Annotated in this window: 21 protein-coding genes and 1 pseudogene; 15 read left to right on the forward strand and 7 right to left on the reverse strand. The window is 35.0% G+C overall.

The window, feature by feature from the left end; genetic code table 11:
- Nucleotides 1-237: 237 nt before the first annotated feature.
- The 4 genes from FGL31_RS13730 to FGL31_RS13745 form a co-directional block, all read right to left on the reverse strand.
- Entirely contained in the window at nucleotides 238-1,866 is a 1,629-nt protein-coding gene (locus tag FGL31_RS13730) for an ABC1 kinase family protein (protein ID WP_232046757.1), read from the reverse strand.
- Between the two features lie 93 nt (nucleotides 1,867-1,959).
- On the reverse strand, nucleotides 1,960-2,616 hold the full coding sequence (locus FGL31_RS13735; RefSeq protein WP_138092235.1) for a suppressor of fused domain protein: 657 nt from the start codon (nucleotides 2,614-2,616) through the stop codon (nucleotides 1,960-1,962).
- A 9-nt stretch (nucleotides 2,617-2,625) separates the two neighbouring features.
- A complete protein-coding gene (locus FGL31_RS13740; protein ID WP_171017679.1) occupies nucleotides 2,626-3,771 on the reverse strand; it encodes a DUF1963 domain-containing protein in 1,146 nt (381 codons plus the stop codon).
- Nucleotides 3,731-5,125 (reverse strand): leucine-rich repeat domain-containing protein, encoded by a 1,395-nt coding sequence (locus FGL31_RS13745; protein WP_138092239.1) that lies wholly within the window; start codon nucleotides 5,123-5,125, stop codon nucleotides 3,731-3,733. The genes FGL31_RS13740 and FGL31_RS13745 overlap by 41 nt, the downstream gene beginning before the upstream one ends.
- A gap of 208 nt (nucleotides 5,126-5,333) precedes the next feature.
- Between FGL31_RS13745 and FGL31_RS13750 the strand changes: the two genes are divergently transcribed.
- Nucleotides 5,334-5,954, forward strand: a complete 621-nt coding sequence (locus FGL31_RS13750; protein ID WP_138092241.1) for a hypothetical protein — start codon at nucleotides 5,334-5,336, stop codon at nucleotides 5,952-5,954.
- 28 nt (nucleotides 5,955-5,982) lie between these two features.
- On the opposite strand, the gene FGL31_RS13755 is transcribed toward FGL31_RS13750, so the two are convergent.
- Complete coding sequence (locus FGL31_RS13755; protein WP_138092243.1) at nucleotides 5,983-6,558, reverse strand: ankyrin repeat domain-containing protein; 576 nt, start codon at nucleotides 6,556-6,558, stop codon at nucleotides 5,983-5,985.
- 359 nt (nucleotides 6,559-6,917) lie between these two features.
- Between FGL31_RS13755 and FGL31_RS13760 the strand changes: the two genes are divergently transcribed.
- Both FGL31_RS13760 and FGL31_RS13765 read left to right on the forward strand, forming a co-directional pair.
- Nucleotides 6,918-7,508, forward strand: a complete 591-nt coding sequence (locus FGL31_RS13760) for a YceI family protein (protein ID WP_099370153.1) — start codon at nucleotides 6,918-6,920, stop codon at nucleotides 7,506-7,508.
- A 135-nt stretch (nucleotides 7,509-7,643) separates the two neighbouring features.
- On the forward strand, nucleotides 7,644-8,102 hold the full coding sequence (locus FGL31_RS13765) for a DUF1572 domain-containing protein (RefSeq protein WP_138092244.1): 459 nt from the start codon (nucleotides 7,644-7,646) through the stop codon (nucleotides 8,100-8,102).
- Nucleotides 8,103-8,112: 10 nt separating this feature from the next.
- On the opposite strand, the gene FGL31_RS13770 is transcribed toward FGL31_RS13765, so the two are convergent.
- Together FGL31_RS13770 and FGL31_RS13775 are read right to left on the reverse strand one after the other, a co-directional pair.
- Nucleotides 8,113-8,970, reverse strand: coding sequence for an aminotransferase class IV (locus tag FGL31_RS13770; protein ID WP_138092246.1), 858 nt, complete (start codon nucleotides 8,968-8,970; stop codon nucleotides 8,113-8,115).
- A gap of 15 nt (nucleotides 8,971-8,985) precedes the next feature.
- Nucleotides 8,986-10,018: pseudogene (locus tag FGL31_RS13775) on the reverse strand (RluA family pseudouridine synthase).
- Nucleotides 10,019-10,082: 64 nt separating this feature from the next.
- Here FGL31_RS13775 and FGL31_RS13780 point away from each other — a divergent pair.
- The 12 genes from FGL31_RS13780 (at nucleotide 10,083) to FGL31_RS23720 (ending at nucleotide 16,504) form a co-directional block, all read left to right on the forward strand.
- On the forward strand, nucleotides 10,083-10,973 hold the full coding sequence (locus FGL31_RS13780; RefSeq protein ID WP_138092248.1) for a 1-aminocyclopropane-1-carboxylate deaminase/D-cysteine desulfhydrase: 891 nt from the start codon (nucleotides 10,083-10,085) through the stop codon (nucleotides 10,971-10,973).
- 103 nt (nucleotides 10,974-11,076) lie between these two features.
- Complete coding sequence (locus tag FGL31_RS13785; protein WP_138092250.1) at nucleotides 11,077-11,760, forward strand: polysaccharide deacetylase family protein; 684 nt, start codon at nucleotides 11,077-11,079, stop codon at nucleotides 11,758-11,760.
- Nucleotides 11,761-11,885: 125 nt separating this feature from the next.
- Nucleotides 11,886-12,368 (forward strand): hypothetical protein, encoded by a 483-nt coding sequence (locus FGL31_RS13790; RefSeq protein ID WP_232046758.1) that lies wholly within the window; start codon nucleotides 11,886-11,888, stop codon nucleotides 12,366-12,368.
- A gap of 32 nt (nucleotides 12,369-12,400) precedes the next feature.
- On the forward strand, nucleotides 12,401-13,252 hold the full coding sequence (locus FGL31_RS13795; RefSeq protein WP_138092254.1) for a TonB-dependent receptor plug domain-containing protein: 852 nt from the start codon (nucleotides 12,401-12,403) through the stop codon (nucleotides 13,250-13,252).
- Nucleotides 13,176-14,486 carry a TonB-dependent receptor gene (locus tag FGL31_RS13800; protein ID WP_138092256.1) on the forward strand — a complete coding sequence of 437 codons (1,311 nt, stop codon included), beginning with the start codon at nucleotides 13,176-13,178 and terminating at the stop codon, nucleotides 14,484-14,486. The genes FGL31_RS13795 and FGL31_RS13800 overlap by 77 nt, the downstream gene beginning before the upstream one ends.
- A gap of 58 nt (nucleotides 14,487-14,544) precedes the next feature.
- Nucleotides 14,545-14,757, forward strand: a complete 213-nt coding sequence (locus FGL31_RS29045) for a response regulator (protein ID WP_317131019.1) — start codon at nucleotides 14,545-14,547, stop codon at nucleotides 14,755-14,757.
- Nucleotides 14,717-14,917, forward strand: a complete 201-nt coding sequence (locus tag FGL31_RS29050) for a response regulator (protein ID WP_317131020.1) — start codon at nucleotides 14,717-14,719, stop codon at nucleotides 14,915-14,917. Before FGL31_RS29045 ends, FGL31_RS29050 begins: the two co-directional genes overlap by 41 nt.
- Nucleotides 14,901-15,218 (forward strand): winged helix-turn-helix domain-containing protein, encoded by a 318-nt coding sequence (locus tag FGL31_RS29055; RefSeq protein ID WP_317131021.1) that lies wholly within the window; start codon nucleotides 14,901-14,903, stop codon nucleotides 15,216-15,218. Before FGL31_RS29050 ends, FGL31_RS29055 begins: the two co-directional genes overlap by 17 nt.
- 59 nt (nucleotides 15,219-15,277) lie before the next feature.
- A complete protein-coding gene (locus tag FGL31_RS30540) occupies nucleotides 15,278-15,388 on the forward strand; it encodes a DUF8486 domain-containing protein (protein WP_512745630.1) in 111 nt (36 codons plus the stop codon).
- The gene (locus tag FGL31_RS23710) at nucleotides 15,339-15,851 is read left to right on the forward strand and encodes a DUF8486 domain-containing protein (protein ID WP_197734267.1); all 513 of its coding nucleotides are present in this window, start codon (nucleotides 15,339-15,341) and stop codon (nucleotides 15,849-15,851) included. The genes FGL31_RS30540 and FGL31_RS23710 overlap by 50 nt, the downstream gene beginning before the upstream one ends.
- Nucleotides 15,835-16,278, forward strand: coding sequence for a sensor histidine kinase (locus FGL31_RS23715; protein ID WP_197734268.1), 444 nt, complete (start codon nucleotides 15,835-15,837; stop codon nucleotides 16,276-16,278). Before FGL31_RS23710 ends, FGL31_RS23715 begins: the two co-directional genes overlap by 17 nt.
- A complete protein-coding gene (locus tag FGL31_RS23720; protein WP_197734269.1) occupies nucleotides 16,241-16,504 on the forward strand; it encodes an ATP-binding protein in 264 nt (87 codons plus the stop codon). Before FGL31_RS23715 ends, FGL31_RS23720 begins: the two co-directional genes overlap by 38 nt.
- Nucleotides 16,505-16,536 lie beyond the last annotated feature (32 nt).

Raw genomic sequence — 16,536 nt, forward strand, 5'->3', positions numbered from 1 at the left:
GTTTGCTGAAGTATCACCGCCGTGGCTGGTGTCCTCACCTGCCACCAACCATCATTGAGCGTTTGCTAAAGTATCACAGCCGTGGCTGGTGTCTCCACCTGCCACCAACCATAATTTAGCCTTTTGCTAAAGTATTATCGCCGTGGCTGGTGTCTCCACTTGCCACCAACCATCGTTTAGCGTTTGCTGAAGTCTAATGTCTTGTGTCTTATGTCTACTGTCTACTGTCTCCCCTCCCTACTTCGACTTATACAAATGACTCAACAGCGCAAAACAAAGTATAAAACTCATAATAAATCCAAACCAAGACAACAACGGAATTCCCCATAACAAGTACCCTACTCGGCCATGAGCCAAAATACTTGCTCCAACACCAAAAGTCATGGCTAAAATGGACAACAAAAACTTATTACCCATCCGATGCAAAATCAACTGTAGATTATCAAAATCCTGCATCTTATGGTTTACTGTAATCTTATCTTCCTTAACTTTTTCTAAAATGGTCAACAAATCCAATGGAACTTCTGTAAGAACGTCCTTAGCGAATTTGGCTTTTTCTTTTAGCTGTCCAAGGATATATTCAGAGGAGAACTTTTGAGCAGCAATCTTTTTAGCAAAAGGCTCAATGCTTTCAGGAACATTCAGTTCTGCATCTAACTGCCGACCGGTGCCTTCTAAGATAGATACACCTCGCAATAATAAGTAGACAAAATCGGGCAAAAGAATATGGTTACTCTGAAGAACGATATTCAATTTTTGAAGCATTACAGAAATATCAATATCATCAAGCGCATTCTGTTTGATCATTTCAAATATTTCATAAGCATCTCTTTCCAAACGCCTTTCATCCTCTATATGATGAACCACTGCAAGTCTTTTTATATTCTTAATAAGGCTTTTGGCATCATTAGAAAGAAAATCCAATACCATAGCTTCAATGATTTTACGATCCTCTGGAATCATAAATCCCATCGATCCAAAATCTATAAAAACTATCTGTCCTCGTCTATTTACAAATACATTACCGGGATGCGGATCAGCATGAAAGAAACCGTGCATCAATACCTGCTCTAAATAAAGATCCAAAACATTTTGAAGCACAGATTTTGGATATAGACCGAGTTCCTTAAATCCTAATGTATCATTTACCTTGACACCATCTATAAACTCCATACAGATTAATGTATCCGTGCTATATTTACGATAGACTTTAGGAATATAGATATCTTTGTTTTCAAGGAAATGACGTCTAAATCGTTCTATATTGTTGAGTTCATTGGTAAAGGATAGTTCATTCAGAAGGGAACTTTCGAAAGAAAGCACAATTTGGTAGAGGTTCATTTTGTAGACGACCTCATATTTCCGCTGCAGGAGTTTAACTAAATCTTTAATAAAATCCAGATCAGCATGAATAATTTCATCTATTTCCTCGCGTTTTACCTTAAAAACGATTTCTTTGCCGTTAATTAAAGTCGCTCTGTAAACCTGCGCTATTGAAGCAGAAGCAATAGGTTTAGGATCAATGGATAAAAAATGCTCGTCTAAATTGATTTCCAGTTCTTTCTCAAGTCTTTTCCTGATATCAATATCTTCTAAAGCTACTTCATCCTGTAACTTAACCAATTCTTCTTGAAGGTCCTTTGGAATGATATCAGGTCTATTGCTCAGCAACTGACCCAATTTAATAAATGTAGGACCTAGTTCTTCAATGGCAGAACGAACTCGAATATTAAAATCTTCTTCAAAAACCTTGCGGGCGTGATTATTCCAAAAAAGAAAACTGTCTGGTAGTATCCGATCTAAATTTGATCTTGAAACTACTTCATCAAACCCATGCTTGGACAAAATCTTTAAGATCTGCCCCACTCGCTTTATTTTTTGGAAACCGTTTATATGCTTCATTCAATAATTTATCTGTTTTTCTAAACAATTCAATATAAGAATTGATTTGTTAGAATATTACTTTCTATTCAAATCTGTAACCAAAAAAGGATTATCTTTCTTCATGTCTTCCAAAAAAGCAGCCACTTTTTCAACGGACTTGAACTCATTCAAATAATCCAATTCGTTTTGCGTTATTCCAACAAATTGAATAAAAGAAACTTCTCCGTGCGGAGTGGCAATACGTCCTAATTCAGGATCAAGAGTCGTTGCAAAACCAACAATGGCAGTGTCCGTATCTAACCTTATTGGCCCATTGGCAGGAATATATTGATTCTCCTCAAACCATCGACCGCTTTTGATCACGTACCTAGCTAAATTATTGAACACTTGCATCATCCAACCTGGATCTCCCTGATCACCTGAATAAGGAACTAATCTAAATGTAAATTCAAACCCCCATTTACTGAATTCCTGTCCTGTAGCCTCCGGGTTATAATAAATTTCACTCATCCCATAACTAATCAGATGCAAATGCTCAGGATTTGATTTATGATCATATACGCTTATTCCATCTATGGGATCAGTCCCACCAGCCATATAATGAATACCACATAAAGGGCCATAATGCCTGGGTTCGACACCAGGATAAACCGAATCAATCTTCTTATCAATCTCTATCCATCCTACAGCATCTTCTTCATTAAATCTTTTAATATAATCTTCCTTTTCCATAGTAAATATTTAACTACTTTCAATTGTTAACATGATATTAGAAAAATCTCCCTTTTGGAGGTCACTTTTATGAATGCTGAAAAAAATCTCCCCAGCATCCCACCACTGAAAGGACCCAGTGGATTTAACTTTCAAAAGATTAATCCAATCCTCTGGTTCTCCTTTTTTACGAATGGCAGCCTGTAGCTCAGGTGATTCATGTTGAGTAAAACCGTAGGAATTGACCTCCAAATCTGTAATGAACTCTTGTTCCATTATTGGAAAAATATTCATCTCATAATAGTCTATTGCTTCATCATCATTTATTAAACCTTTCGGATCATCTTTAAAAAGGTATTTATTGGTTTGAATTGCGTATAAATAAGGTAAAGAAACCATACTAAAAGCTTCTAATTTGTAACTATCATATTCAGCACCTGGCAACTCAAAGAAATCTGATTCCTTTTGATTCAAAAATCTTTTTCCAGATTCCAATTTATTTGAATGCTCAACAAATAACACTATCCCAGAATTATCCTCTCCAAAATGATGAATACTCTTGATAAAGAAGAAAAAATAGCCCTTTCTTGGAAGATAATCTTGGTAACTTGAAATACTCTCCAAATCTATTTGAGCAATAAATTCATATAAGCATTCTTTTTCTTGATATTCCGAATAAAAAGATGGAAAAGGTATGTCAAAAGGCAAATCAGGCTTTCCTCCCATCCTACTATTCCCAATTTTTGAATAATCTTCTGCTTCAGAATGAAGTAATCCAACTGATTGTTTTACCGTAGATAATATATCTTCTTTATAAATTTCAATTTTATCATTGTTTAGCAATCCTGATATCTCGTTATAATAGGATGTCTCTGGTCTCGCATAATACATTTTGTTATCCCATGCCACCATTCCTTTTCCGTCAGCTCCAGCATAATTATTATCCAAAATCCTAGACTTAACGTCCAAATCAAGGGTTAATCCTGCAAAATCATTGTATCCTTCAGGTAGACTCTCTAAGGGATTTCCAGAAACCGTGATATTGTTTATTTCTTTTTGTTGTATCAATGATATCGGGAGGGTCTTCAGGTTATTATAGTACAAATCTATTGACTTTAGATGCGGCATATGGATTTCATTCGGTATGGATGTTAGTTCGTTTCCTGAAAAATACATCCGTTCCATTTTCTGGAAGTTGAAATACTTTAGCAGGAATCTCCTTTATAAAAGAGCCGATAAACCCTAAATTGGACAATTTGACCAATTGAGCTATTTCTTGAGGAAAAATTTCAACCGGAAAATTACTGATCCGTAGAGAATTGAGCTCACCTAACTTTTCAAAACCGGAAGGAAATTCAAAGATGGGTTGTTCATTTTGTCTGGTTGATAAATTCAACGACAAATGCTCTAGACTTTTAAAGTCAAATATTTCGTCGGAAAATTCTCCAACATCCATTAAATTTAATTCTAATCTTTTAATATCAATTTTATTAAAAGATTGGGTTTCTTCAAGGGTTGAAAAATTATAATTTTCTATCTTTAAATCTGATATATCCATTGGTAAATAGACCTCTATTGGATATTCTGGTTGGTTCTCATATAAAGGTTTTATTATCCCAACCATCCCTACCAAATTATTCTGAAAACCAAATTTACCTGTAAATCGGAAAGGATAATCCATGCCTTCTATATCTAATCGGCTGCTATGATTTTCACCACTTCCTTCTAAGAAATAAAATTCTGTATATAGGCCATTTTTACTAAATACCTTATTAGAAGAGAATTGGAAAACAATTTCACCAGGGTTTTGTGAATATTCATAAAGAATCCCACTCTTCAATCCTTCCTCGACAGCTTCTGTCTTTATCACCAAATCAACATACATGAGATGGGTAAGTGGACTGATCATAGCTTTTGCATCCCCTTTAATTGAAAAATTTAGTCCGCCAATCTCAAACACATCATTCGATTTATTTTGGAAATTTAATTCAGCTTCTATTTTGAATTCATTTAAATCTTCCTCTTGAACTGGATTAACACTTTCTAAATAGCTATATTTTTCAAAAATCTTATCTAGAAGTTCTACTTTTCCAATCAAATTAACTGATTCTAAAATCTCAGAAAAAGCAGAAACATATTCATTTTTCAATGAATCAGGACAATCAGCAAAAAATTGGACAGCATATTTTTCATAAACAGGAATTAATGCGATATGATAATATTTCTTGTCTTTTGAACTTGCGAATAATTGAAAACAGGTTCTACCATCCTTTAATTCGCCCAATCTCTCTTCATCTGGTTCAGCTCCTTTGGTATATAAGATAACAGTATTGAAAAATCTGGAAGCCAAACTTTCCCCTTCTCCTTCGTTAAAATCTTCCAACTCTACAATCGACACAAAAACCTTAGCAGTATCTAATACTTGATCGGCTCTTTCGTCAAGAACTTCTATTGCATCTTCACTATTGAAAGAAATTTCAAAACTTTCAGGAACTGCAAAAGAAAAAACCTTGCTTTCAATATTTTTCATAAATAATTGAGTTTACAATTCAATTCACTCTTTAATACTTCTATAATTTACTAAACGAAATTCAATTAACCTCATTATATATTTGTTAAACAAAGGAATACTACAGCATTTACAAAAAAATTGATTTACTGGATCTTCAAACAAATTCAGATAAAATTTTCCTTGAAGCTAAAATTTCTCGTAAATTACATCACTAACCTTTAAAAACATGATTAAAGAAAGATTGGCATCTAACATCGGAAGACGAGATGAAGAACCTAATATTGATTTAGCGAAAGAGATTATTCAAAATCAAGATGTCCAATCCATTAAAGAATTAGTTGCATTATTGAAAAGCAAACAAAATGAAGTACAAAATGATTGTATAAAGGTGCTTTATGAAGTTGGTGAAATGTCACCTAATTTAATCGTTGAACATTACCCAGAATTCCTGGAAGTTCTAAAAAGCAAAAACAATCGTCTTCAATGGGGTGCCATGACGGCTTTGAAAACGATTTCCCTTCTTATTCCTGCAGACATATATAACAACATATCTACTTTAAAACTTGTGGTAGATCAAGGTTCTGTAATTACTAGAGACAATTTTGTCGCTATATTGGTTAATTTAATCGACCAACCAGCTTATGAAGCGCAGGTATTCGATCTTTTATTAAATCAAATACAAGATTGTCCAACAAATCAGTTGCCGATGTATGTTGAAATGGCAGCAAACAAGATCACAAAAGACAAAATCCTACCTTTCCGCCAAGTTGTTATTTCCAGAATGAATGAAGTCGAAAAAATCAGTAAAATAAAAAGACTGGAGAAGGTCCTTAAAAAATTAAGTTAATTCTAGGACCAACTCCGAAAAACTTATTTCAATACAATAGATCTACAATGTCTGAGAAACCTTTATTTTTAGCATGGTCAATGGCTATCACCCCTTCTTTATCAGGAATGTTCTTATCAGCGCCAGCTTTGATCAGGATATTGACTATTTCAACATGATTTTTACTGCCATCACCCATTGATATCGCCTTCATTAATGCTGTTTGACCAAAATTATTGACATGGTTGATAGGGAAATTCTTGGTATGAGCCAATAATCTCACTACATCTACAAAGCCTTTTTCCGCGGCTGGGATAAGGGCAGTCCCACCATATTGGTTATAAACATCAAATCGAGCACCATAAGCCAAATACAACTTAACTAAATCCAAATAGCCGGATGCACCAGCATATAAAAATGGACTGTTAAATATTTCATCTTGTTGGTTTGGATCAGCTCCATTTTTTACTAAAAATGAAGCCATGGTGTAATCATTCTGATAAGTCGCTATCATCAATAGATTTTCAGACTTCTCATTCACCTCATTTACATTCTCCGAGTTGAGGTGTTTTTCCAAATAGACTGTTTCTCCTCTCTTTACAGCACTCACTATTTCTGAATCCATTTTCATTTTGACTACTTTTCGGTAATTATTTTGATTTTAGAAAACTTACAAAACATGAAAGAAACCTATTCACCGGAATCAACATATTTTATCCATTAATACTATTAGTGTGATTATAATTATAAACTTTCGTAAAAATGCCTTTGATGCATTTTAAACACAATAAATATATCCATTTTTTCGCAATCATCACAGAGAACCAAAATCAATATTTTCTTGTAGCTAAATAGCCTCAAAACATTCCTCTCAAAACTTTTTTCTATAAATTATTATTTATTAACATAGATCAATGTCTAGCAATTTTTTATTCCCAAACTTTGCATCGACAACAAAACGAACAAACTTTAAAAATTTACAATATGAAAAATTTCTTTAGCCTATTGGCAACTTTGCTTTTAGTAAGCAACATCGCTTTCGGACAAACTAAGTGGTCTGTAGATCCAGCACATACAAATGCTCGTTTCGAAATTAAACACCTAGGGATAGCTTTTGTTGATGGAGAATTCACAAAGTTAGAAGGTCAGGTAGAATCTAAGGACTCAACATCATTCGAAAATGCAACAGTTTCATTCGATATTGATGTAAATTCCATCGATACAAGAGTGGATGCTAGAAACAAACACTTATTGAGTGATGACTTCTTCTCAGCAGAAAAATTCCCTAAAATGACCTTGAAAAATGCAACTTTGAAAAGTGATGGAAAAGGTAAATTCAAATTAACAGGAGATTTAACCATCAAAGATGTAACTAAACCGGTAACATTTGACGTGGTTCAAAACAATGGAATCATCCAAGATCCATGGGGTAAAACCCGGGCAGGATTTACAGCTAAAACTAAAATTAACCGCTTCGATTACAATATCAAATACGCAGATAAAACTCCAGCAGGAATTGATGCTGTGGCTCCAGAAGTAGCAATTACTGTAAACGTAGAAGTAGTGAAAAACTAAAATTGGGGAGTAAAGCAGTAAATTCTAGCTTAAAATCACAATTACTATAATGAAAAAAGGGATAACATTCAGATATCCCTTTTTTTTATTTTATTGATATTCATAACTTTACATCAGAATTCAACCAACTCAATTATGGCACATCAACTAGCAAATAGATTTAGGGAAGTAATTCTTAATGGAACTTGGATCGCAAATACCAATTGGGAAAAAGAATTATCAAATACTAATTTCCTTACAGCCACATCCAAAATCAGTGATTTAAACCGAATAGCAGATCTTACCTATCATATACTGTATTACATCAAAGGCATCAATTCCTTTTTCAAAACCGGTAATCTAGATATTAAGGATAGCGAAAGTTTTCAAACCCCTCCTTTATCTACCGAGTCTGATTGGGAAAACCTTAAAAATGAACTTTTCAATCAAGCAGAGTTATTTGCAGAAAATATCGAAAACCTATCCAATGAGCAACTAGAATCTACATTCTTTGATCCTAAATATGGCACATACAAAAGAAACATAGAAGGCCAAATCGAACATGCCTATTATCATCTAGGCCAAGTAGTGTTACTAAGAAAGCTGATTGTCTGATGTCGCTTCTCTATTCCTCAGTCTCATAACTCCATGACATCAATCTTTCTTGGAAAATCCTTGAAATTTTATTGAAATACCTTTTATGCTTATAGCCCATCACCCATTGAATACCTTCGACAGCATTCGTACAGAAAATTTCATCGGCGACTTTCATAATTTCAGGTTTGATTTCAGCTTCAACGACTTCGATACCTTGTTCCTCTGCCATATCCATTACGACCCTTCTCATAACACCTGCAATACATCCTTCCGAAATAGCCGGAGTATACAATACCTTATCGTAATAAACGAAGATGTTCGAGACCAAAGCCTCACATAGATTGCCAGATTGGTTTAAAATCAAGACTTCATCAAAAGCATTTTTTTTCTTGTATAAGCCAGCCATCACATAGATCAAGGCATTATTTGATTTAATCTTAGACAGCTCATTATAAGGCTTTTTATATTCTGTATATACATCAATGATTAAACCAGTTTTCTTGTCTCTTAAAGTTTCAGGCTTACGGTCTACCTGCAAGATAAATGCTGGTTTATTGGTTTCGGGACTATACAGCCCTCCGCCTTGACGGAATACTATTAATCGAACTCTGGCTTGTTGACCGACCATATTGTTTTTGCGCAATAATTCCTCTACATTGCTACGAATGAAAAAAGCATCAAACTGATCAACATCATCAAAATGGAGCATGGACAAACTCTCTTGTAATCGCTCTAAGTGTAGGTCTAAAAATCGAATATCTCCATCTCGCCATAACATGGTTTCGAAAATTCCATCGCCATAACGAAATGCGCGGCTATCAACATCTAGAATAGCCATATCTTGAGGTACAACAGTACCATTGTAGTTAATGTAATGTACGGGCATAAATTTTTTAAGAATCTAATTTTGATTATTTGAGCTGTAACTTCTCCATTTCTCTAATGCTAAACGGAAATCTTCCGGCATTGGTACTTCAAAATGCAAAAATTCTTTCGATTTAGGATGGATAAATCCTAAACTCCTGGCATGCAAGGCTTGACGTGGCAACAATGCAAAAGCATTATCTACAAATTGCTTATACTTGGTAAAAGAAGTTCCTTTGAGAATCTTATTGCCACCATAAGATTCATCATTAAACAACGGATGGCCGATCGATTTCATGTGGGCACGAATCTGATGAGTCCTACCAGTCTCTAGTTGGCATTCAATTAAAGTAACATAGCCCAATCGCTCCAAAACTCGATAGTGCGTAACAGACCATTTCCCCTTCTCTTCATCATCATACATATCCATGATCCTGCGATCTTTTAGGTTTCTACCTATATATCCAGTGACGGTACCATCCTCTGCGATATCTCCCCACACCAAAGCGACATATTTACGAGCAATACTATGTTCATAAAACTGTTTTGCCAAGTAAGTCATTGCCCATTCATTCTTTGCAATTACCAACAAGCCTGAAGTATCCTTGTCAATACGGTGAACCAATCCTGGCCTGCCCGTATTGCCCGGTAGAGTCGGTAATTGGTTTAAATGAAAAGTCAAGGCATTTACTAAAGTTCCAGTATAGTTGTTGAAATCCAGGATGAACGACCATACCAGGCTCTTTATTAACCAATAAGACATCGTCATCTTCATAAATAATATCCAATGGTATATCCTCTGGGTACACCTCAGTATCTCTTGGAGGATCAGGTAAAACAACCGTGATTACATCAAAAGGCTTAACTTTATAACTAGCTTTCACCTCTTTGTCATTCACTTTTACAGTTCCGGCATCAATAGCATTTTGAATCCTATTTCTAGAAGTATTCTCAACCCTATTCATCAAAAACTTGTCAATGCGCAATAATGCCTGACCTTTGTCAGCCACTATTCGTAAATGCTCATAAAGCTCCTGCTCTTCCTGTTCGTTATCAAGATTATCAACCATTTTGCAAAAGTAGCATTTTTATAATCATTCTATTTCCTGTTTGAAAAAAGGCTAATTTTAACCCATGAATTTTTCATTCCAAATTTATAGCCCAGAGGAACAAATCCACGATTCAAAATTTGAAGACAAAAATATTTCAGTCTATATTAAAAGAGATGACAAGATCCATCCCTTTATTTCTGGCAACAAATGGCGTAAATTAAAATATCAGCTTGAAGAAGCTAAAGAACAACAAATGAATCATTTAGTCACTTTTGGCGGCGCTTGGTCAAATCATTTATTAGCTACAGCTGCTGCAGCAGCACAATTTGGATTCAGGGCAACAGCCTATGTACGTGGTGAAGAAATTCAAAACCCAGTGTTGGATATGTGTCGACTATTTGGAATGAACTTACATTTTGTAGATAGAGAATCATACCGAAATAAAGAAGAATTGTTCCAACGAGGCCATAATCCTCAAACGTCTTATTTCATCGACGAAGGAGGCAAGTCAGATCTTGGCGTGAAAGGATGTGCAGAAATAATATCAGAATTAGAACAGCAATACGACCATATATTCGTAGCATCAGGAACAGGAACAACCGTTGCGGGCATTCAATTGGGAATAGCAAAGAACAATCTCCAAACAAAGGTTCATTCCATCCCTGTATTGAAGGGTGCAGAATTTTTAAAAAATGAATTCCAATCCTGGAATATCGACCCTGAATTGATCACTCTTCACTTGGACTATCACTTTTCAGGTTATGCAAAAGTAAAACCAGAATTAATAGCCTTTATTAAATCCTTTATAAGTTCTACTGGAATTATGATAGAACCTACCTATACTGGAAAACTGCTTTTTGGCGTATATGATCTTATAGAAAAAGAATATTTCAAACCTAACAGCAAAATATTGGTTATTCATACAGGTGGTATAACTGGACTATTAGGTCATCTCCAACATTTTAATAGATAATATGACACTAATCTTAACCTGAAATCATATTATTTGTAATATTTTTACAGCGGATTATTTCAGTACATCCATCTAAATCAACCACTAATAATACAACATTAAAATGCGCATTAAGCTATTCATTTTAACCATATTTATCTTAGCTCAGCTACCTTCTTATGCGCTTCAAATACAAATTCAAGACACGGTAAGCACCAAGGAACAAAGAGACAGCACCTTATCAACTGATCATCTCTATGATATCGTAGATGCGTTTAGAGATATTAACCCTTTCAAAAAAGGCGATAAAAAGCCTTCTGGAAAGAGATCCGCAATATCTTATCTTCCAAATTTAAATTATAACCCTTCCATAGGGGCACAAATTGGAATAAAGGCTGTCGGTGGAAAAGTATTGGGCAATGAACCGAATACAACCATGTCTATTGCTGCCACCGCATTAAGTGCCACAACACGCGGAATTATTGTTGGGTACCTTCTTCATGATATCTATACCCCTGGAAATAGATGGAATATTAAAGGTGGAGCTATGGTGGCAAAAGCTGTCGGATTAGACTATGGCCTAGGAATTGGAGGAACATTGGAAAACCCTACTGAGGAAGAACTAATATTAAATAACCCCGATCGCCAAAGATTCGTAAATCGATATATGGCATATACCATCAATGAAAGAGTATATAAGCAACTTTTTCCAGGAGCATTTGTCGGTGTCGGTGTTTTCTTCGAGCTAAAAAGAAAGCTCAGTACGGTAGGAAGTGAAGAAAATATGTCACCAGTGGAAAATATATAGCAGGTGGAATGATTTCGACCCTTCCCGGGTTAACAACAACGGCCTAATGTTGAATATGCAATATATGACCCGTGACAACCCCAACTCAGCCTACAAAGGGTATTATTTCGATATGGTTATTAAGAATGAACCAAACTTGGCTTGGCAGTACCCATAATGCATATCAATTGCAAACGGATTTCCGAAAATATTGGCAACTTTCAACATCTAGACCTAATCATGTAATTGCTTTCTGGAACTTTGGATCGTATAATTTAGGTGGTAAACTCCCTTATATTGATCTACCAGGAACTGCAAAGGACACATATGCAAGAAGTGGCAGAGGATATACGATGGGATACTTTAAAGGAACTTCATTCTTCTATTCTGAAATAGAATACCGATATCCTATTCTCAGAAACCAATTCCTGAGCGGAGTTGTATTCGCCAATATTCAGACTGCCAATGATCAAATGGGCACGAAATTATTCCAAGTTTGGCAACCAGCTGCTGGTGCTGGCCTTAGGCTCTTGTTTAATAAAGCAACCAGAACCAATCTTTGTATTGATTATGCTTTTGGTAGATTCGGCCAACGGGGCTTATTTTTAGGTTTAAATGAAGCATTCTAATTTATTGATATAAAATACTTTAAAATATTTACATGACTCTTAAGAAATTCGGTTTAGTATCTCTTTCAAGCACATTATTTTTCTTTTCTGCCAAGGCACAGATTTCTTCGCCTGATACAAGCATCAACGACATTGCACCTATTGAAATAAAGGCGTATTTCAATGCTCAATCAATGTTGGATTTAACGACTTCTGCTCGGGTAGTGACTAAAAAATTGCTCGAATCTCAAGCTCCAAGCAACTTCTTGAGTACCTTGAATACAACAACCGGACTTAGAATGGAAGAAAGATCACCTGGATCATATAGACTTGCCCTAAGGGGAAGTATGCTGAGATCTCCGTTTGGAGTGAGGAATACAAAAATATACATTGATGAAATACCATTTACTGATGCCAGTGGAAATACGTATCTCAACCTTTTAGATCCTGTTGGAATAAATAGTATTCAAGTGATCAAAGGTCCAGATGGATCATTATATGGACCCAATTCAGCTGGGGTACTTCGATTTATTCCCGAAGGTTTTGGAAAGCCTAACAATGAAAAATCAATTATGGTTTCTGGAGGATCATTTGGTCTTTTCCATCAACAATTGCAGGTCAATCATCAAGTGAATGAAAATTACAGCTTTTCTTTCGACCAGGCTTATCTAAGGTCAGATGGATATAGACAACATACGGGCATGGACAAACTGTTCTTCCAAACTGCTCATCAATGGAAATACAATTCAAAAGGAACACTAAAAGTATTTGGATTATATTCTGATTTAGGTTATCAAACTCCAGGTGGACTTACTCAGCAACAATACGATGAAGACCCAACCCAATTTAGACCTGCTGGTGGCCCGTTCCAAAGCGCCAAAGACCAAAAAAGCAGCTATCTATAACAAAACATTTATAGGAGGTATAACCAATGAATACCAAATAAATGACAATTTTAAACATGTTATATCCATATTCGGAACAAATACTGATCTAGAAAATCCATTTATAACCAATTACGAAACCCGCGACGAAAAGAACATCGGTTTAAGGACTTACCTATCCTATGAGAATTTGGATAAAGAAAATTTGCTTTGGGAGATGCAATTGGGTGCTGAAGCACAAAAAGGATGGTATCATGTCAAAAACCATGAGAACAACCTAGGGGAAATGGGCGAACTTACTGATGATGATAACCTAAAAAATGGTCAACATTTCTATTTCTTCAGAGCGAAAACTAGAATTTATCAAAAGCTTTCAGCAGAAGCATCTATTGGATTAAATTTCAATAATATAAAATTCAACAGAAACCTACCTGGAGAAGAACAGGCTGAAGGGAAAATTGATTTTAACAATACTTGGATGCCTAGATTTGGACTATCTTATTCTGCAACAGATAATTTCGCAATTAGAGCTTCGGTTTCCAAAGGATACTCTACCCCAACTATTGCTGAGGTAAGATCTTCTGACAACAGAATAAATCAAGACCTGAAACCTGAAACTGGAATCAATTATGAAGCTGGAATCAGATATGAAAGCAAAAACAGAAGGTTTATTGCTGACCTTGCAGCATACAATTATCAAATGGACAATGGAATAATTCGTCAATTGAACGAGGATGGTGCTGAATTTTTTGTGAATGCTGGTAAAATAGATCAAAAAGGAGTTGAAGCAAATATACTAACTCAACTGATCGCAAATGAGAATAGTGAATTTTTAAAAGGGCTGATATTTTCTTCGAACCTGACTTATCAAGATTATAAATTCAAAGAATATAAAATTGGTGAAAATGATTTTTCAGGAAATAAAGTAACATCAGTGCCAAATTGGATTTGGGTAAATACATTATCTTTTAGATTCAATAAAGAATTTGATTTTAATATTTTACATAATTTCACATCAAGCATTCCATTAAATGATGCGAATACTGTAACTACAGATAAATACCATGTTCTTCAAGCTAAAGTGTCATGGTTGACATCTATTTCACCTCGGTATAAACTCCAGCTATTTGTAGGTGCTGATAACCTGTTGAATGAGAAATATAGCTTAGGAAATGACATTAATGCGATGGGAAATAGATATTTCAATGCTGCTCCAACTAGAAACTTTTATGGCGGAGTAAAGGTTATATTATAAACAGGAGGTAATTCCAGATTCTTTCCAGAATCTTTATGCTCTATTGTAATTTATTTCGATGAAGATATTAATAATAGAAGACGAAACAGCCTTATTGCAGACAATTGAAGAGTTCTTGAAATCTGAGAATTTCCTCATTGAGTCAGCGCAAGATTATAATGCTGCATTGGAGAAAGCAATGACTTATGATTATGACTGTATTCTATTGGATATTATGCTTCCCGGAGGAAATGGGTTGGATATCCTCAAAAACATTAAAAGAAGCACATAAAAAACAACCCGTTCTCATACTTTCAGCCAAAGATTCTGTCGAAGACAAAGTATTGGGATTAGAAATTGGAGCTGATGATTACCTAGCAAAACCCTTCCATCTCGCTGAACTTCTTGCACGTATTAAATCAATCATACGTCGAAATGCTCAAGGATGGTGAACAACTTGTTAAGTATAAAAATGTATCCTTAGACCCAGACAGCAGGCAAGTAACAGTAAATGAAAAGATTATCCCATTAAACAGAAAAGAATTCGACCTTTTTTATTATTTTATCCTTCGTCCCAATAAATTACTTGAAAAGACAAGTCTCGTAGAATCTGTTTGGGGAGATCACACCGATCAAGCCGACAATCTTGACTTTATATATTCGCAAATAAAAAATATTCGCAAAAAATTAAAAGAAGCTGAAGCAGATATGGATATTCAAGCCGTATATGGAGTAGGCTATAAATTGGTGTAATGGCGGTTTCAATCAAATATTATACAAACAGAACTTTGGCAATTACCATATTGGTCATTATGGCCATCTGGGCACTGCTATTCTATGCGTTCTTAATGGACGAAGTGTATGATAATGTAGATGACGGACTCAAAAAACCAAAAGTTAGAAATTATTCGCGAAGCCTATAACAATCCTGAAATAATTGAAACTAGCAAGGAATATGGGATTAATCAATTTAAGATCTATCCTACCCAACCTTCTGAAGATATCGATAAAAATCACTTCTCCCGAGAATTGATGTATATGCCTTATGATGATGAAGATGAACCTTATAGAATCTTAAAAACTGGATTCTATTCCAAAGATAGAAAGGCTTACGCCCTAGAGATCAGAACTTCAACTGTAGAAGAAGATGATTACCTGATCAATTTAGCCATTTCATTGGCTGTACTTTACGCAATAATTGTAATCAGCATCCTGGTCATCAATTATTTTGTCATGCACAAAGGATGGAAACCTTTCCATAAAATATTGGAAAACTTGAGCAACTATAGATTTGGCCATACCAAAAGCTTTGAACCTGTTCCTACTGAAGTTAAGGAGTTTTCAAGAACTGAACAACCAAATCAATCAGATGATCAGCACCAATGAAGCTGTATTTCAAGATCAAAAACTATTCTTGGAAAATGCATCCCATGAACTTCAGACTCCATTAGCTATTACAATCGGAAAACTAGACCTGTTATTGCAAGATGGCAATCTTCCAGAAGAGCAAACAATAAAAATAGCGGAGGCAAAGCAATCTTTGCACAGGATGGTAGGTTTGAATAAATCGCTGTTAATGCTATCTCGAATAGAAAACAATCAATACACATCAAGTTCTGATGTAAAGTTCAACACCGTAATTTTACAAAAACTGGAAGAATTTGAAGAAATCATAGAATTTAAGGACATCAAAATAAATATGCTTCAAAAAGGGCATTTTATTGCCAATATGAACATTGACCTTGCACGTGTCCTGATTTCAAATCTTCTCAGAAATGCAATTAAATATAATGTACAGGGCTGGACATATTGATATAACCATTGATGATAACGAGATTGACATCGCCAATTCAAGCAATGACGGTGCATTAAATCCGGACTTTATATTTAAAAGATTTCATAAAGGAACACAGGATAGCCAATCCAATGGTCTCGGACTTTCTATTGTTAAAACCATATTAGAGAAATACTCAAATTTGAGCATTTCTTATGATTTCATAGAAAACCTCCAACATTTCACCATAAAAAAAATCAAATAAATTCTATTTGTCCAGATTTTTCCCAATTCTTT

It is taken from the genome of Sphingobacterium daejeonense (genome assembly GCF_901472535.1).
Classification (GTDB): domain Bacteria; phylum Bacteroidota; class Bacteroidia; order Sphingobacteriales; family Sphingobacteriaceae; genus Sphingobacterium; species Sphingobacterium daejeonense.

Excerpts from the sequence above, each read along its gene's own strand:
- FGL31_RS13735 (WP_138092235.1), bottom strand. The coding sequence starts at position 2,616 with ATGGAAAAGGAAGATTATATTAAAAGATTTAATGAAGAAGATGCTGTA.
- FGL31_RS13740 (WP_171017679.1), bottom strand. The coding sequence starts at position 3,771 with ATGTATTTTTCAGGAAACGAACTAACATCCATACCGAATGAAATCCAT.
- FGL31_RS13745 (WP_138092239.1), bottom strand. The coding sequence starts at position 5,125 with ATGAAAAATATTGAAAGCAAGGTTTTTTCTTTTGCAGTTCCTGAAAGT.
- FGL31_RS13750 (WP_138092241.1), top strand. The coding sequence starts at position 5,334 with ATGATTAAAGAAAGATTGGCATCTAACATCGGAAGACGAGATGAAGAA.
- FGL31_RS13755 (WP_138092243.1), bottom strand. The coding sequence starts at position 6,558 with ATGGATTCAGAAATAGTGAGTGCTGTAAAGAGAGGAGAAACAGTCTAT.
- FGL31_RS13760 (WP_099370153.1), top strand. The coding sequence starts at position 6,918 with ATGAAAAATTTCTTTAGCCTATTGGCAACTTTGCTTTTAGTAAGCAAC.
- FGL31_RS13765 (WP_138092244.1), top strand. The coding sequence starts at position 7,644 with ATGGCACATCAACTAGCAAATAGATTTAGGGAAGTAATTCTTAATGGA.
- FGL31_RS13770 (WP_138092246.1), bottom strand. The coding sequence starts at position 8,970 with ATGCCCGTACATTACATTAACTACAATGGTACTGTTGTACCTCAAGAT.
- FGL31_RS13780 (WP_138092248.1), top strand. The coding sequence starts at position 10,083 with ATGAATTTTTCATTCCAAATTTATAGCCCAGAGGAACAAATCCACGAT.
- FGL31_RS13785 (WP_138092250.1), top strand. The coding sequence starts at position 11,077 with ATGCGCATTAAGCTATTCATTTTAACCATATTTATCTTAGCTCAGCTA.
- FGL31_RS13790 (WP_232046758.1), top strand. The coding sequence starts at position 11,886 with ATGAACCAAACTTGGCTTGGCAGTACCCATAATGCATATCAATTGCAA.
- FGL31_RS13795 (WP_138092254.1), top strand. The coding sequence starts at position 12,401 with ATGACTCTTAAGAAATTCGGTTTAGTATCTCTTTCAAGCACATTATTT.
- FGL31_RS13800 (WP_138092256.1), top strand. The coding sequence starts at position 13,176 with ATGAAGACCCAACCCAATTTAGACCTGCTGGTGGCCCGTTCCAAAGCG.
- FGL31_RS29045 (WP_317131019.1), top strand. The coding sequence starts at position 14,545 with ATGAAGATATTAATAATAGAAGACGAAACAGCCTTATTGCAGACAATT.
- FGL31_RS29050 (WP_317131020.1), top strand. The coding sequence starts at position 14,717 with ATGGGTTGGATATCCTCAAAAACATTAAAAGAAGCACATAAAAAACAA.
- FGL31_RS29055 (WP_317131021.1), top strand. The coding sequence starts at position 14,901 with ATGCTCAAGGATGGTGAACAACTTGTTAAGTATAAAAATGTATCCTTA.
- FGL31_RS30540 (WP_512745630.1), top strand. The coding sequence starts at position 15,278 with ATGGCCATCTGGGCACTGCTATTCTATGCGTTCTTAATGGACGAAGTG.
- FGL31_RS23710 (WP_197734267.1), top strand. The coding sequence starts at position 15,339 with ATGACGGACTCAAAAAACCAAAAGTTAGAAATTATTCGCGAAGCCTAT.
- FGL31_RS23715 (WP_197734268.1), top strand. The coding sequence starts at position 15,835 with ATGATCAGCACCAATGAAGCTGTATTTCAAGATCAAAAACTATTCTTG.
- FGL31_RS23720 (WP_197734269.1), top strand. The coding sequence starts at position 16,241 with ATGCAATTAAATATAATGTACAGGGCTGGACATATTGATATAACCATT.